Genomic DNA, 14,406 nt, shown 5'->3' with positions numbered 1-14,406 from the left:
CTCAATTCTGACCGCCGGCGCCAGTTATAACCGACATCACTACCGCACTCGCCACCTCTTAACAGCCTATTGGGGGAAAGTAAACCGCCTAAAGGGATAGCATGCACTCAGTCCTTGCAGTTTCGCTCGCGTGCGCCTGCAGAGGCTAAGCTGCCACCAACAAATCAATCAAATACAAGGCGGACGCGTTGAATATTTTGATTCTGAATAGCAGTGTGCTCGGGGACCGCTCTATTTCAAGGGCCTTGGTTGGAGAGGTGGTTCAGCGACTTATGCGGGCATCTCCTGGCTCTACATTCGTTCGTCGAGATTTTGGTTCGGAGCCTATTCCGCACCTTACGGCAGCTAATGTTGCCGGAATTCGGGCGGATCCCGACACGATCACGGAGCATGCGGCACGTCATATATCGGATGAACTGATATCGGAGCTTAGGGCTGCCGACACAGTAGTCATCGGCGCACCGATGTACAACTTCAGTATTTCAACCGGTTTACGCTCTTGGTTTGACTACGTCTTGCGCGCAGGCGTCACATTCAGCTACTCAGAGTCAGGGCCTAAGGGGTTGCTGACCGGCAAGCGCGTCATCGTCGTCAAGTCCCGAGGAGGCTCTTGTTCTGAGGGAGTAGGTCGAGAACTCGATTTTCAGGAGCCCTATCTCCGGCATCTGCTTGGCATCATGGGGCTAACGGACGTCACATTCATTCGGGCCGAGATGACCAACTACGCGCCAGATGTTCGAGAGGCATCTCTTGCCGCTGCTCGGCAAGCTATTGCATTGTTGGCGTGACTCAGTTCGCCGACCTACAAGCTTGAATTGAAAGTAGCTGTGATGAACAAGCAGTCTCCTGTTGATGCCACTAGCTCCACCATTAAGTCGCCCCGGGTTTTCTAGACACCTCTGAGCCTCAAACCTGAGGACCATTAGGAGGTGCCACGAGTAAGCAGAGATACCCTGAAGAGTTCAAGGCTGAAGCGGTCAAGTAGATCACGGAGCTTGGGCAGAAGGTGGCCGACGTGTCGGCCGGGCTTGGCGTGAGTCAGCACAGCCTGTACGAGTGGATGAAGGCGCGCCGAACACCACCTGGCGAGCGCCAGGTCCAGCTGGCGCAAACCGACGAACTGCGCCGCTTGAAGTCCGAGCTCAAGCGCGTGACCGAGGAGCGCGACATCCTCAAAAAGGCTGCAACGCAGTTTGCCAAGCAGTCCGGTTCACCGGCCACGACTGACAGGACTTCCTGCGCGACCATAACCAAGTCAGCAGCATTTGCCGTCCCGGCAACTGCCACGACAACGCCGTGGCCGAGAGCTTCTTCCAACTGCTGAAGCGTGAACGCATCCGCCGCCAGAACTGCTCGACCCGCGATCACGCCAGAACCGATTTCTTCAACTACATCGAGGTGCTCTACAACCCTAGCCGCCATCACGACACTGCCAGTGATTCGTTGCCGGCGGAGTTCGATAGACGCCATTTCCAACGGTTCAAATGTGTCTGGGGAACCCCGGGGCGATTCGAGAAATGATGATGCAGAGGCAGCGCACAACTCGCTTTATACCGAAAGCAAGAATATTTTTGAAAGAGCTTCAGTATCACTGCTCAAGCTAATATCACTCAATGATTAGGGTGGGCGGCCGGGTGTAAGTCTTCCGAAGAAAGTATGCATAGCGGCCCGCAATGCAGCCGCTTCAGGCGCTTTCACGGCACTGCCTGTTGGTGTCGCGGCCTACTTATTGATTGTGCGCTCAATTGCGTAGTCATCGGCTTAGACTGTGGCCGTTGGTCAAAGTTTCCATTGAATATGATCTGTTTCGAATATATTCTTGTAGCTCGAATTGTCCGACTTTGGTGCGAAGCAGTGTCTAAGGTAGTCCACACCAACATTAATCGCGGATCTAACTCTGGCTGGCGAGTATGGTTTACTGTGTTGACGAATTTAGAGACGGTTCGGCACACGGCCTTAGCTGCCCCGTTGCTTGCCTTGTTCTCTTTGCCGAGCCTGGCTGGTCCTATTGGGATACCTCCATGCACTTCAAAAATTCACGCCGTTCACATTACGCTAGTGGACCGCTCTGACATGGAAGTGATGGTGGGATCAACTGCCTTGATGCGTGAACTCACCGAGCGTATCCTCAAGGTGTCAGGGCTCGAATTTGAATTGGGCGAGGTTCCCTATTCGCGAGCAATCGCCGACTTTTCAGCGGGGCGCGCTCAAGTTCTTTTGATGGGTGAGGCTAGCCTGAAGGGAGTCGATCCGAATGGCGTGCGAGTGCCGATGATGAATATGCAGGTGGCGCTATATACCAGAATGCCTGCATATCGTTACCCCCTGGATGGTAATTCAGTGATAGGAACGTTGCGCGGCTTTCAGATCCCCGGACAACTCACTTCGTTCGGCGCTCAGCAGCAGAGCGCAAACAAGATTGAGTCTTTGCTGAAAATGCTTGCTTTGGGACGTATCACCCACGCAATCTTGGTCAAGGCTAACGCCGACATCTACATGAAGAATAATCCTGAAATTCGAAAGGCGATTGAGGTTTCTGCCATTGTCGGTGCATTGCAGGTTAATGCGCATATTTCGTCGAGACTGGGTCAGGCATGTACTGAGCGTTTAATGTATGCTGCCAGTAAGGTCCGGCTTTCTGAAATGGAGCGGATTTTTGCGAAAACTGTTCCTGAACTTGACTACAAGGAATTCAAGTATTGAAGCGACGGCTATTGTGAAGCTGAGTAAATCGCCGCAACCTAGCAGCCTATTGTAGGAAGTCAATCGGCCTAAAGGACTAGCATAAACTCATCCCTTGAGGTTTCGCTCGCGTGGGTCGGCAGAGGCTAAGCTGCGATCAGCAAGTCAATCAAATACAAGGCGGTCGCGTTGAATATTTTGATTCTGAATAACGGTGTGCCCGGAGGTGGCTCTGTCTCAAGGGCCTTAGTAGGAGAGGCGGTTCAGCGACTTCTGCGGGCATCTCCTGGATCTACATTCATTCGTCGAGATTTTGGTTCGGAGCATATTTCGCACCTGGCGGCAGCTAATGTTGCTGGAATTCTGCCGTATCCCGACACTGTCACGGAGCATGCGGCACCTCATATATCGGATGAATTGATATCGAAGCTTAGGGCTGCCGACACAGTAGTTATCGGCGCACCGATTTGCAACTTCGGTATTTCAACCCGTTTGCGCTCCTGGTTTGACCACGTCCTGCGCGCAGGGGTCAGTTCAATTGGTCTGGTGGACACCATCCTGGCCGTCATCAGCAGATCGCTCAAGATGAGGTGCCCGGACATTTATTGAGCTTGGTCCGGCTTTCGATGCTGTTGGGAGAAAGGGCGCGCTGAAACAATGCAAACGCTGTTCAGCCCGACGCAGATTCTTGAGTGGCCAAGTTGCCGTCCACACGCCTTAACTCCAAATGCTGCGAGTTCCACGCCATGCGGTGATCTTTCGTTCGATGACATTGAGGCGCTGGCTCGTGAAGCACCGGAACTCGACAACTATTAATGGAACCCAGCTTGTTTCTCCACACCCGACGCAACTTCCCTCTTCGGAAACGAAGGCTGCGTTTGACGGGATCTGGCGCGGTTTATCGGCCGCATGGTCCGGGAGGAGAGCGATCAAACTTTTCAAGTCTGAGGGTTGGTGACCGCCACGGTGTGCTGCACCTGCCCCAGCGTCTTCCCGCCTGCCGACTGACTGCCGCCGGCCAGGCATTACCGCCAAGCTGATTACGGAGAACTTCCCATGAAATTTCTTGCTGCCTTCAAAACAATGATGGGCGTGGGCCTGATGGGCCTGAGCCTTGTGGGGGCCGCCCATGCGGCCGAGTACGGCACCGCCGCCGAGGCCGAAGCCATGGTCAAGAAGGCCGTCACCTACATCAAGGCCAACGGTCCCGACAAGGCCTATGAAGAGTTCACCAACGGCAAGTCCTTCAAAGATAGGGACCTCTATGTCTTCGTCTACGACATGACCGGAAAGAACCTGGCCCATGGCGCCAACGCGAAGCTGGTCGGCAAGGACCTCAGCGGTCTGAGGGATCCGGAGGGCAAGATGATCGTGCAGATGGTCCTCGACACGGCAAAGACCAAGGGCAAGGGTTGGACCGGTGAGTTCAAGTTCCGCAACCCAGTCACGGAGAAACTCGAACCCAAGATCGTCTATGTTGAGCGTGCGGGCGACACGGTGATTGGCGCAGGTATCTACAAACAGTAGTCGAACGCTCCTGAAGCGACGGCGTCAATGTAAAAAACTCAGCGGAGACCTATCTGTGAATTTACGAAGTATGAAAATTGGGCTCCGTCTGGGTCTCGGTTTTGGCCTTATCCTGCTGGCAGCAATCGTGATGCTTGTGGGCGCAATGCTCAGCAATGGCGCTAGCCGCACGGCGCTGTTGGAGACCCTGCAGCGCGCTGCGGCGCAGGAGGATGTCGCAAACGAGATGCGCAACAGTTTGCTCAGCAGCGCCGTAGCCGTGCGCAATATGGGATTGCAGACCGAAGTCGCAGACGTACAGCGCAATGAGGCCGAAGCGAAAAAGCAGCGCGCCGCCTATCTCGCCGCCAAGAACAAGCTCGAAGCGACCGAGCTAAGCGCCGATGAAAAGGCGCTGCTGGCACGGCTGGGTGAGATCGATAGCCAGATGGACGCCTTCTTCAAGGAAGCGGTGGACTTGGCTGCGCAGTTCAACACCGAGCAGGCCGCCAAGATCATCACTGACAAGATCGATCCCCTGCTCAACAAGGCTGTGGTCGAGCTGGTTGCATTCATCAAGATCCAGAAGGCCAACAGCGTGGATGCGACTGAGCATGCCAATGCCGGTAACAGCGCCATTGTCGGCTTGATCAGCGCGGCCGGCATCTTGGTACTGGCCGCCGCCGCTCTGATGGCCTGGCGCCTCACCGTTAGCATCACCGGTCCGCTACAGACCGCGCTGGCCGCCACCGAACGAGTGGCGCGCGGAGACCTCGGCAGCGACATTCAGATCAGCGGCCGCGACGAGGCGGCCCAGCTGCTCAACGGCCTGCTGGAGATGCGCAACGGCCTGTCGCGCATGGTCAGTGAGGTGCGTCACGGCGCTGAGAACATCTCAACCGGGGCGAACGAGATTGCTGCCGGTAATACCGACCTGTCGCAGCGCACCGAAAGCCAGGCAAGCAGCCTGGAAGAGACTGCGGCCTCGGTCGAAGAACTCAGCGCTACGGTCAAGAACAATGCCGAGACGGCGCGCAAGGCCAACGATATGGCCAGCTCGGCCAGCGCTGCCGCGACCAAGGGCGGCGAGGTGGTCGGTCAGGTTGTAGCCACGATGGAGGGCATCAGCGAGGCCTCGCGCAAGATCAGCGACATCATCGGCGTCATCGACGGCATCGCCTTTCAAACTAACATCCTGGCGTTGAACGCTGCGGTGGAAGCGGCGCGTGCCGGCGAACAGGGCCGGGGCTTCGCGGTTGTTGCCTCCGAGGTGCGCAGCCTGGCTGGTCGTTCGGCCGAGGCTGCGAAGGAAATCAAGGCCCTGATCGGCGCCAGTGTCGAGCGCGTGGACGTGGGCAGCCGCCTGGTTGGCTCGGCCGGCGAGTCGATGAACGACATCGTCAGCCAAGTCAAGAGCGTGGCCATCTTGATCAACGAGATCAGTTCCTCCGCCCACGAACAGACCAGCGGCATCGGCCAGATCAATCAGGCTATCACCCTGCTCGACCAGGTGACGCAGCAGAACGCCGCACTGGTGGAAGAAGCAGCCGCTGCAGCCGAGAGCCTGAACCAACAGGCCGTGCGCATGGTTGAGGTCGTCAGCCTCTTCAAGCTCTAACTGGCCTAGCTTAGGTTTGACTCCCACTGAGGTATCTGAATGGGCTTGCGAACTAAGCGTCGGCGCACTGGTGCTGCGGCGCAATTGCAGTTATTACTCGAAACAGATTTGTGGTGGTGGGGAGCTCAAGTAGTTAACAGGAGCCATCTAGGCCTGTCCCGACCGCAAACGTGGATTCCTCACGACATACAAGCTCCTCCTGCGCCAGATAGCACCCTATCCTCCGACCCAAGGAGGATAAAAATATGGCGGTATTAATTCCTGCAATGAGCGCCTGTGCTGGGCGCATGACGCCGGGCGAGCGGCGAATTGCAGAGCGTCTGGAACGCAAGCTCGATGAGGACTACATGCTTTGGTATGACGTCCCCGTCGGCCCTAAGCAGACTCACCCCGACTTCGTCATCATTCATCCCCGCCGCGGCATCTTGATCCTCGAGGCGAAGGACTGGCTGCTCGAGACTATCCAGGAGGCCAGCCGGGAGACCTGGACCATACTCGGCGACAACCGACTCAAGTCGGTCGTCAATCCGGCGACTCAGGCCCGCCACTGTGCGATCCAGGTCGTCAACGCCTTGGAACGAGACGCCGAACTAATTCATGCTGATGGTCCCCACCGCGGCAAGCTGGCCTTCCCCTGGGGGAGCGGTGTGGTCCTCACCAACATCACCCGCAAGCAATTCGAGCAGGCAGGCCTCGACCAGGCGATCGAGCCCCATCTCGTTATCTGCAAGGACGAGATGCTGGAGTCCGCAGAGCCAGAGGCGTTCCAGCAGCGACTGTGGAACATGTTCCCCCATGCGTTCGGCAAGGCCATCTCGGTGCCACAGCTCGAGCGGGTGCGCTGGATCATGTTCCCGCAGGTGAGACTCCCGGTTCAGGGCAGCCTCCTCTCGGAAGATCCGCAAGAGTTGCCCAGCATCATGCGCGTGATGGACATACAGCAGGAGCAATTGGCTCGCAGCCTCGGGGAGGGCCACCGCGTAATTCACGGGGTAGCAGGCTCCGGCAAGACGATGATCCTGGGCTACCGGGCCGAGCTGCTGGCAAAGGCTCCCTCCAACCGGCCCATCCTGGTTCTTTGCTACAACGAGCCCTTGGCGGTGAAGCTGGCCGCCTTGTTTGCCGCCAAGGGCCTGACCGAAAGGGTGCACGTTCGGAATTTCCATAAATGGTGTCGACAGCAACTGGTGGCGTACGGACAGCCCATCCCGCCTCAAGGCCCGGGGATGTTCGACCAGATGGTCCACAACGTGATTCGCGGCGTCGACCGCAAGCAGATTCCCTCCGGGCAGTACCAGGCGGTGCTGGTCGATGAAGGCCATGACTTCCAACATGAATGGCTCAAGCTGGTCACGCAAATGGTCGATCCCGAGACCAACAGCTTGTTGATCCTGTACGACAGCGCACAGGATATTTACGGCAAGAGCCGGGCTCGCGGCTTCAGCTTCAAGAGCGTAGGCATACAGGCCGCTGGCCGCACCACGATCCTCAAGATCAACTACCGCAACACAAAGCAAATCTTGCAAACCGCCAATCGCGTTGCAGCCGAGTTTCTGCAACCTGACGTGCAGGACGAGGATGGCGTACCTCTGGTTCAGCCGCTGAGTTGTGGCAGGGACGGGCCGGAACCCCTGATCGTCCGCGTGCCTACGGCAAATCAGGAGCCCTCGACGATTGCCGAGCTCCTATCAGCCGCGCATCAGGAAGGCCATGCGTGGGGTGACATGGCTGTTCTGTGCCGGGACCACAGCACCATGGACCAATGCGCTAGGAGCTTGGACTATCGAAGGTTGCCACATCATGTCCGGCACCGCTCGGGCGACTTCGATCCACTGGCCAACACGATCAAGGTGATGACAATGCACGCCAGCAAAGGGCTGGAATTTCCAGTCGTGGCGATTGCGGGCGTCGGACAGATGCCGCAAGGCGGCGAAGAGCCAGCAGACGAGGCGAAGCTCTTCTATGTCGCGGCCACACGAGCGACGCAAAAGCTCATCGTGGCGGTTTCTGGCGACGGCGCCTTCGCGAAGGCCTTGGTGTGATTGCTATCCCCGTGACGGTGAGGGATGGCTACAACGGGACGGATTGCGCGTATCGTTACCCGCATGAAGGCCGAGGCTTATCGCCATCGCTGCCGACGAAGATTCGAGTGCTGATGGGCTCCCTGATTGAGCAGCGCGAGCGGCTCGCAGAGAAATCGCGTGAGGTTGGCAGTACAAGGTATCGGCGAGGAGGTAAAGGCGTCGTGAGGCGGAGATGACTCGCCTGCATGCCGGGAGTGCTTAGGCTTGGCAGACCTGACGAGCAGCTTTGCAGCGAATGCAGTCCGTGGCCTACGCCGAACGGACTCACGCTATGTGGCACTTGGTTGTCGTTGGGTATACGTCCGCCCAAGTCACCTTGAAGTCCGGTGGCCGGCCGTGGATGTTTATGTCCACGACGAGGCGGACACGATCCTTGCAGTTGCGCTTGGCGACTTCAAGATGAATTGGCCGGACGGATACATGCGAAGCGGGATTAACGCCAATTAACGGACTTCTCCAACCCTGCCCAGCACTGCTCACCTAGACTCCGACCCATCAGCAGCAACCGGAGAGAAGACCTTGAATTCGCTCTTCAATCCCCTACGAGCGCTTACGCGCCACAACGATCCTTTGCTTGCGGCAGGTATCAATGCCGCGCTGATGGATGCCCCTGGCATAAAGGTGGTCACGTCGCCCAGCAGCGGCTCAATTCCGGAGGCCGAGGTCGTGATTTGCGATTACGACAGCGGTATGGCGTGGACTCATCATCATCGTTTCCGCGCATCGGGAGCGCAGAACTCTCCGCGAGTCGTCGTCATCACATGGCGGGACAGCGAGTCTGACGTACGGGCTGCACTTCAGTCAGGCGTTGGAGGCTATTTACTTGGCAGCTGCGGGATCAATGAGTTCGTGGAGGCGGTTCGTGTCGTGGGTCGAGGCTCGCCTTACCTGTGCGAAGTCGCCGCAGCGCACGTCGCGATTAGCTTGACGCGCACACCATTGACATTCCGGGAGAGCGAGATCCTCCGATTGATGGCAAGCGGTCTTTCGAACAAGCTGATTGCATCCGAGCTGAACATCGCACTGGGAACAGTGAAGTCACACGCAAAGGCGGTACTTGACAAACTGGGGGCCAGGAGCAGAACGCAAGCGACAGTGCTTGCCGCCCACCAGGGATTGCTCGGCCCAGGTTCTCCGCTGAGGCAGGTTGTTGCCCTGCGAACGCAGCCAGCTACTGAGAGGCGGCTCCCGCCAAGTCACCGGCAGGAGTGGATCACGGCTCAGCCGACCCCAGTTGGTTGATTGGCGTGATTCAGTTCTCTATGCGGTTCGATCCGGATGATTGAGTGGCCAACTGTTGCCGCGTCTTTCACCTTTTGTCCGAATCTAGCAAGTGTATGCATCCTTCTTGCCTCGGAGGACTCTGCTTGCACGCTTGGGCTTTGCCGCCTTGATGTGCGGAGCTGTGTCTCTCACAAGCTATGAGAGGAAGGTCGGCGACGTGTAGGTCTCGTGCATCGGGCGCATGCGCCACAGACTCATCGCCGAGAAGCCGGTCGTGACGGGGAAGGATCGCTTGAGGTCTCTGGAAAGCCGCTCGACAACACTGTCGCCCTAGCCTTGCACAGCGTGCTATTCGCGAATGGCGGGGCCGATGTCCCAGTACAAGCCCACCAGTTCCGAGTTGACGGCACGCGCCGCAGTGAGTCGTGCAGATGTGATGCGCGACTTGAGGTCGGCGACAGAAGCGCCGTCGTCGAAGGCGAGGGCGGTATTGGCTCGCATCGATGGCAATGTAAGACTGGCGATTGGTGCTTGTCTGGTTAGCGCGTCGTACGCAGGCTCGCTGAAGCCGTTTCGCGCCGAGGCTTGGCGGCCTTGGACCGCGTTACAGCGCCAGTGAGCTCACCCGCCAGCAGCTCGAGCGCCTCACGTTTCTCCAGCATGTAGTCGTGCCCATCGTAGTGCCGCGCTTGGATGCCAGTAAGCCCATGCGATTGAACGTGCCCGCGAATTTCGCGGCTGATGCGGTTCGCAGCCAACAGCGTCTCTACGCCTGATCGAACGCGCTTGAGCTGAAAACCTTCAATCGCATCACCGACAGCCTGCGCTGCCCAGCCCGACAAGGTCGTGCCTGAGATGGGCTTGACGCCCTTCGTCGTGGAGAAGACATGGTCGCCGACGCGCTCGAATCCCTGCAGGTCGCGCAGGGCCGCCTTGATGATGGGCACAGTGTGTGCTCGCGGGCCTCGCCCTGGGCGGCCCTTGGTGTCATGGATCGTGATCGAGTCGGCGCGTACGTCCGCCCAGCGCAGACGCACGAGCTGCTCAATGCGTTGGCCGCCGGTGAGCAGGTGCATGCGCAGGCAACGACCGCGCAGCCCCGGCAGCTTCTCGATCAAGTGCCAGTAGGTGCGGAGTTCATCGGCGCTCAGCGGACGCTTGTCCGCGCCGTCGAAGCGCCCATCGCGGCGCGTCTGAGCTGCCGGGTTGGTCTGAACGGCGTAGGCCTTGAATGCGACCGGAATCGACGCTGTCACGCGCACATCGACGGCGCACTGGAAGGCCGCCCGCAGATAGGCGCGGAGCTTGTTCGATGTGCGCCCCTTGCCCTGCTCAGTCAGCCGTCGCAGCATGTCGATCACCTGGTCCTGGGTGATTTCGCTTGCCGGCGTCTGGGCCAGCGCTGGCCAGGCTTTCACCACATGCAGATCGAAGAGGTTCTTCGCCTCGCGGGCGCTGATACGGCCTTGGTTCGCCTGGTGCTTGACGTAATCATCAAGCAGCTTGCCCAGCGAATGCGTGGCCCGGGTCGCCGCAGCCTCCTTGTCGGCCACATACTGCCGGCGCTCAATGGCCTTGGCCTCCTTGAGACCACCGATGCCTTGAAGCTTCGTATGCTTGAGAGACAGCTGGCGGCACCGTTCGCGGGCGGCAGCGACGCTCAAGCCACGTGATGTCGGCTCCAGCTTCTTGGGCGGCGACACCGGGTCGTAGGGGCCGAGCGGCTCGCGGTGCGTGCGGCCCTCGTTTGCGTAACGCCAGTAGAACTGGACCGCGCCCGTACTCAATCTGCGCGCCTGCAAGGAGCCGCCTTGCTCCAACTTCTCGATCGTGATGAAGGCTCCGGCGGGCAGCGCCAGAAGCTGTTTTGGCAGCGCCAAAGACGCTGGTGCCAGTCCGCTCATTTTTGTCCTCCAATTTCCTGGTGCCAGTCTGGTGCCAGTTTCAGAGAGGATGCTAAGAGATCGCCTGGAACGGCGGTAGACGTAACCTATTGATTTATAAGGATATGCTCGTCCCGAAAAATCTCGCAAAATCCCGGTTTGAAGTTCTCATAATCCTTTGGTCGCAGGTTCAAGTCCTGCACGGCCTACCAAAAATTATGTTTGCGAATCAAGGGCTTGCGTATGCAGGCCCTTGCTGCTTTCGGTTCAGGGCGCGTTCTGGGACATGGTGTGGACATCCCAAAGTGCTCAGCTCATCGCCGCGCTGAGGTCGCCGCGACGACTGACTCGGTGATGACTCTGTCGAGTAGGCTTGTCCTCCCTGCCGGCGTGCTATGTCGATATGGATGCCGGTCATTCGTCGATGAGATGCGAGGCGCCATCCTCAGGTGGGCGCGCCGAGCGTTCAACTGAACAGGAGTGAAGACATGCCATACATCGATGGTTTCGTGATCGCGGTCCCCACCGCCAACAAGCAGCAGTTCATAGAGCACGCGCGTCATTTCGATTCGCTATTCATCGAGCTCGGCGCGATCCGTGTGATCGAAGCCTGGGGCGACGATGTTCCCGACGGCAAAGTCACCGACTTCCGCCGCGCAGTCCAGGCCACGGCCGAGGAGACGGTGGCTTTTTCGTGGGTCGAATGGCCTGACAAGGCCACACGCGACGCAGGTATGAAGAAGATGATGGAAGACCCGCGCATGGATCCCGCCACACCCGGCAACCCGCCGATGCCCTTCGACGGCAAACGCATGATCTTCGGCGGCTTCGAGCAGGTGGTCGAAGTGAAGGCCTGAACAGGGGTGTCGCCGGGGCGCCAGCATCCAGTCGGCCGACACTCCCTGTTCGCGCGCCGGCAAGTCGGCGACATAGGTCGACAGGGTCATGCAAGCCTTGATACGCTGCACGGCGGGCCTGAATAAGACGGGCAGGGCGAGGATCAAGAACAGGCCGCGCCCCTGCGGGCTTGCAGGTCCTTCATCAGAACTGTTCAGCCCCTGAGTCGCACAGCGACCCCCAATGGAGGCCGGAGACATGGACAACAAGGATCTCGAGCGCCTGCCCTGCGTCAAGCAGGGCCTGTGGTTTCATGGCGGGGTCAGCGCCTGCCACGTCCGCATCGTGCACCACCACCTGCTCATGGGCAGCGGCGATGACGACGACCCGCCCGAACTCGCGCGCGATCGCGTCGCCGACTGCTACTACGTGCTCTTCGACCTGCCCCATGCTGACTGGCACAACGGCGGCGCCGCGCTGTCGCTGCGCGAGGCGGTCTTCATCGCGCAGCGCCGGCTCGGCCCCATGCTCAGCTGGAGCGATTGAGCCGGGGCGCCGGCAGCCCCTAGACTGCCCGGATGCCCCATGCCGTTTCCCGCCTGCGTGCCGCCTGCCTCGCGCACAGCAGCAACCGCCCCCATCTCGATCGCGGCACACCCCGCAAAGAGCGCTGTGCGCGCTGCCGCCTGATTCCCAGCCACTGCATGTGTGCGTTGCGGCCGCAGCTGGTGGCACCGCCGCGCGCGGCCCTGTGCCTGATCATGGCCGAGTTCGAGCCGCTCAAGCCCAGCAACACGGGCTGGCTGGTGGCCGATGTGCTTCCGCAGACCCACGCTTTCGCCTGGTCCCGCGTCGCGGTCGATCCGGCGCTGCCGGCCTTGCTGGCCGATCCGCAGTGGCAGCCCTATCTGGTGTTTCCCGGCGAGTTCGTGGCGGCGCCCGAGCGGGTGGTCAGCGAGCCCGCGCCGCCGCCGTCCGACGGGCGCCGCCCGCTGTTCGTGCTGCTGGACGGCACCTGGTCCGAGGCGCGCAAGATCTTCCGCAAAAGCCCTTATCTGGACCGCTTGCCGGTGCTGAGCCTGAGGCCCGAGCAGCTCTCGCGCTACCGCCTGCGCCGCTCCAGCCACGAGCACCATTTCTGCACCTCCGAAGTGGCCGCGCTATGCCTGGCCCTGGCCGGCGATTTGTACGCCGCGCAGACGCTGGAGGCCTATCTGGATGTGTTCAGCGCCCGCTACCTGAGCGCGCGGCAGAGCGTGCCGCCGGACCCGCAGGACGCGGCCCACCAGCGGCTGCGCGACCTGGCCGCGCCCCCGCGCTGAGGGCCGCAGGCCTCAGTGCGACATCAGCACCGGCACCGTCATCGCGTCCAGCAGCCCGCGTGTGGCTCCGCCCAGCACCAGCTCGGTCCAGCGCGAGTGGCCATAGGCGCCCATCACGATCAGGTCGGCGTCCTGATCGGTCGCGCGCGACAGCAGGGCCTCGGCCACACCGATCTCGCTGCGTTCCTCGCGGGCCTCGGCGGCCACGCCCTGCCAGGCCAACCATTGCTGCAGCGCCGCGAGCCGCGGCCGCAGGTCTTCATCCTCCAGGCTCTCACGCCAGCTCAGCAGCTGCACGCTTTGCGCCTGACGCAGCAGCGGCAGGGCATCGTTGAGGGCGCGTGCGGCCTCGCGGCTGTCATCCCATGCCACCAGGGCGCGTTGGCCCAGGGTCTTGAAGCTGGCCGCATAGGGCAGCAGCAGGGTGGGGCGGGCGCTGTGCAAAAGGACCTGCTCGAGCACGGCGCGCGCCTGGGTGTGGCCGGGCCTGTCGGGGTCGGGCTGGCTCATCAGCAGCAGGTCCGAGCAATGGGCATGGCGCACCAGCGAGGACGCGGTGTCCGCCGGGTCGACGATCACCTCGCAGGAGCGCAGACCAGCGGCGGCACAGGCGGCGCGAAACAGCGCGGCGGCCTGATCGGCCTGCTGCTGCAGCAGCTCCCAGGCCATGGTGTTGAACTCGGCCAGCGCCGCGCCGGCCTCGGGAACCACCGGAAAATTCAGCAGCCCGGTGGGCGCCAGGCCGACCAGATGGCATTCCATGCGCTGCGCCAGCGCGATGGCCTGTCGACTGCGCTCGGTGCATTGCGGGGTCTGATCCAGGTGGACGAGAAGGCTGCGATAGCTCATCGGGGGGCCCTGCGATGGATGGTGCCGGTGCAGGCCAGTCTAGGCATTGCGGCCGCGTGGGCCTTGAGCCAGATCAATCAAGCCGGCGGAATCTCATCGCCCATCTTGATCAGGCCCTTGGCGACGAAGCGCTTGAAATCGCCCAGCGGTATCGCCGCCGAGCCATGGGTCTCGCCGTCGACCCAGCTCAGCGTGGCGTCGGCTCGGGTGGTCTGGACCTCGATCGGCCCCTTGCGTATCACGATGCTGGGGCCGTCGCCTTCGCGGTACTCGACCTTGCCGGTGATGAGGGCGGTCTGTGTCATGAGCGTCTCCAGGTTTGCCGTGAACAGGGCTCAGCATCGTCCCCGCAGCGCTCGCCGCGAAGCGGACGGCCCCGCCTGCGGCTGTAGCCCTTGTCC

At 60.5% G+C, this 14,406-nt stretch carries 14 protein-coding genes and 1 pseudogene; 11 read left to right on the top strand and 4 right to left on the bottom strand.

What is annotated here, in order from left to right; all coding sequences use genetic code 11:
* The first annotated feature begins 188 nt into the window (after window positions 1-188).
* The 8 genes and pseudogenes from O5M90_RS10905 (at window position 189) to O5M90_RS10870 (ending at window position 9,132) form a co-directional block, all read left to right on the top strand.
* Window positions 189-788 (top strand): FMN-dependent NADH-azoreductase, encoded by a 600-nt coding sequence (locus O5M90_RS10905; protein ID WP_269838563.1) that lies wholly within the window; start codon window positions 189-191, stop codon window positions 786-788.
* Between the two features lie 197 nt (window positions 789-985).
* A pseudogene (locus tag O5M90_RS10900) lies at window positions 986-1,521 on the top strand (IS3 family transposase).
* Between the two features lie 552 nt (window positions 1,522-2,073).
* Window positions 2,074-2,703 (top strand): hypothetical protein, encoded by a 630-nt coding sequence (locus O5M90_RS10895; protein WP_269838564.1) that lies wholly within the window; start codon window positions 2,074-2,076, stop codon window positions 2,701-2,703.
* A 168-nt stretch (window positions 2,704-2,871) separates the two neighbouring features.
* A complete protein-coding gene (locus O5M90_RS10890; protein ID WP_269838565.1) occupies window positions 2,872-3,291 on the top strand; it encodes an NAD(P)H-dependent oxidoreductase in 420 nt (139 codons plus the stop codon).
* A 447-nt stretch (window positions 3,292-3,738) separates the two neighbouring features.
* Window positions 3,739-4,209: a cache domain-containing protein gene (locus O5M90_RS10885; RefSeq protein ID WP_269838566.1), complete on the top strand. Its 471-nt coding sequence runs from the start codon at window positions 3,739-3,741 to the stop codon at window positions 4,207-4,209.
* A gap of 70 nt (window positions 4,210-4,279) precedes the next feature.
* Window positions 4,280-5,806, top strand: a complete 1,527-nt coding sequence (locus O5M90_RS10880; protein WP_440402018.1) for a methyl-accepting chemotaxis protein — start codon at window positions 4,280-4,282, stop codon at window positions 5,804-5,806.
* 245 nt (window positions 5,807-6,051) lie between these two features.
* Complete coding sequence (locus O5M90_RS10875; RefSeq protein ID WP_269838568.1) at window positions 6,052-7,848, top strand: DEAD/DEAH box helicase; 1,797 nt, start codon at window positions 6,052-6,054, stop codon at window positions 7,846-7,848.
* Window positions 7,849-8,409: 561 nt separating this feature from the next.
* A complete protein-coding gene (locus O5M90_RS10870) occupies window positions 8,410-9,132 on the top strand; it encodes a response regulator transcription factor (RefSeq protein WP_269838569.1) in 723 nt (240 codons plus the stop codon).
* 330 nt (window positions 9,133-9,462) lie between these two features.
* Here the strand turns inward: O5M90_RS10870 and O5M90_RS10865 are convergent, their stop codons facing one another.
* Together O5M90_RS10865 and O5M90_RS10860 are read right to left on the bottom strand one after the other, a co-directional pair.
* Complete coding sequence (locus O5M90_RS10865; protein WP_269838570.1) at window positions 9,463-9,615, bottom strand: hypothetical protein; 153 nt, start codon at window positions 9,613-9,615, stop codon at window positions 9,463-9,465.
* A 38-nt stretch (window positions 9,616-9,653) separates the two neighbouring features.
* Window positions 9,654-11,018 (bottom strand): tyrosine-type recombinase/integrase, encoded by a 1,365-nt coding sequence (locus O5M90_RS10860; protein ID WP_269838571.1) that lies wholly within the window; start codon window positions 11,016-11,018, stop codon window positions 9,654-9,656.
* Window positions 11,019-11,485: 467 nt separating this feature from the next.
* On the opposite strand from O5M90_RS10860, the gene O5M90_RS10855 reads away from it, so the two are divergent.
* The 3 genes from O5M90_RS10855 to O5M90_RS10845 all read left to right on the top strand — a co-directional run bounded on the left by O5M90_RS10855 (window position 11,486) and on the right by O5M90_RS10845 (window position 13,156).
* The gene (locus tag O5M90_RS10855) at window positions 11,486-11,854 is read left to right on the top strand and encodes a DUF1428 domain-containing protein (RefSeq protein WP_269838572.1); all 369 of its coding nucleotides are present in this window, start codon (window positions 11,486-11,488) and stop codon (window positions 11,852-11,854) included.
* Window positions 11,855-12,092: 238 nt separating this feature from the next.
* A complete protein-coding gene (locus O5M90_RS10850; RefSeq protein WP_269838573.1) occupies window positions 12,093-12,380 on the top strand; it encodes a hypothetical protein in 288 nt (95 codons plus the stop codon).
* 32 nt (window positions 12,381-12,412) lie between these two features.
* A complete protein-coding gene (locus O5M90_RS10845; protein WP_269838574.1) occupies window positions 12,413-13,156 on the top strand; it encodes a tRNA-uridine aminocarboxypropyltransferase in 744 nt (247 codons plus the stop codon).
* A gap of 12 nt (window positions 13,157-13,168) precedes the next feature.
* Here the strand turns inward: O5M90_RS10845 and O5M90_RS10840 are convergent, their stop codons facing one another.
* Window positions 13,169-14,005 (bottom strand): universal stress protein, encoded by an 837-nt coding sequence (locus tag O5M90_RS10840; protein WP_262970110.1) that lies wholly within the window; start codon window positions 14,003-14,005, stop codon window positions 13,169-13,171.
* 77 nt (window positions 14,006-14,082) lie between these two features.
* Window positions 14,083-14,310 (bottom strand): hypothetical protein, encoded by a 228-nt coding sequence (locus tag O5M90_RS10835; RefSeq protein WP_262970109.1) that lies wholly within the window; start codon window positions 14,308-14,310, stop codon window positions 14,083-14,085.
* Window positions 14,311-14,406: the final 96 nt, after the last annotated feature.

Source organism: Paucibacter sp. M5-1 (genome assembly GCF_027498415.2).
Lineage (GTDB): Bacteria > Pseudomonadota > Gammaproteobacteria > Burkholderiales > Burkholderiaceae_C > Roseateles_E.
The sequence above is the reverse complement of the archived record's forward strand: the minus strand, read 5'-3'. Positions and strand labels throughout refer to the sequence as shown.

Bases quoted from the DNA above. Each gene is read 5' to 3' on its own strand.
- O5M90_RS10895 (WP_269838564.1), top strand. From the start codon at position 2,074: ATGGAAGTGATGGTGGGATCAACTGCCTTGATGCGTGAACTCACCGAG.
- O5M90_RS10885 (WP_269838566.1), top strand. From the start codon at position 3,739: ATGAAATTTCTTGCTGCCTTCAAAACAATGATGGGCGTGGGCCTGATG.
- O5M90_RS10880 (WP_440402018.1), top strand. From the start codon at position 4,280: ATGAAAATTGGGCTCCGTCTGGGTCTCGGTTTTGGCCTTATCCTGCTG.
- O5M90_RS10875 (WP_269838568.1), top strand. From the start codon at position 6,052: ATGGCGGTATTAATTCCTGCAATGAGCGCCTGTGCTGGGCGCATGACG.
- O5M90_RS10865 (WP_269838570.1), bottom strand. From the start codon at position 9,615: ATGCGAGCCAATACCGCCCTCGCCTTCGACGACGGCGCTTCTGTCGCC.
- O5M90_RS10860 (WP_269838571.1), bottom strand. From the start codon at position 11,018: ATGAGCGGACTGGCACCAGCGTCTTTGGCGCTGCCAAAACAGCTTCTG.
- O5M90_RS10855 (WP_269838572.1), top strand. From the start codon at position 11,486: ATGCCATACATCGATGGTTTCGTGATCGCGGTCCCCACCGCCAACAAG.
- O5M90_RS10850 (WP_269838573.1), top strand. From the start codon at position 12,093: ATGGACAACAAGGATCTCGAGCGCCTGCCCTGCGTCAAGCAGGGCCTG.
- O5M90_RS10845 (WP_269838574.1), top strand. From the start codon at position 12,413: ATGCCCCATGCCGTTTCCCGCCTGCGTGCCGCCTGCCTCGCGCACAGC.
- O5M90_RS10840 (WP_262970110.1), bottom strand. From the start codon at position 14,005: ATGAGCTATCGCAGCCTTCTCGTCCACCTGGATCAGACCCCGCAATGC.
- O5M90_RS10835 (WP_262970109.1), bottom strand. From the start codon at position 14,310: ATGACACAGACCGCCCTCATCACCGGCAAGGTCGAGTACCGCGAAGGC.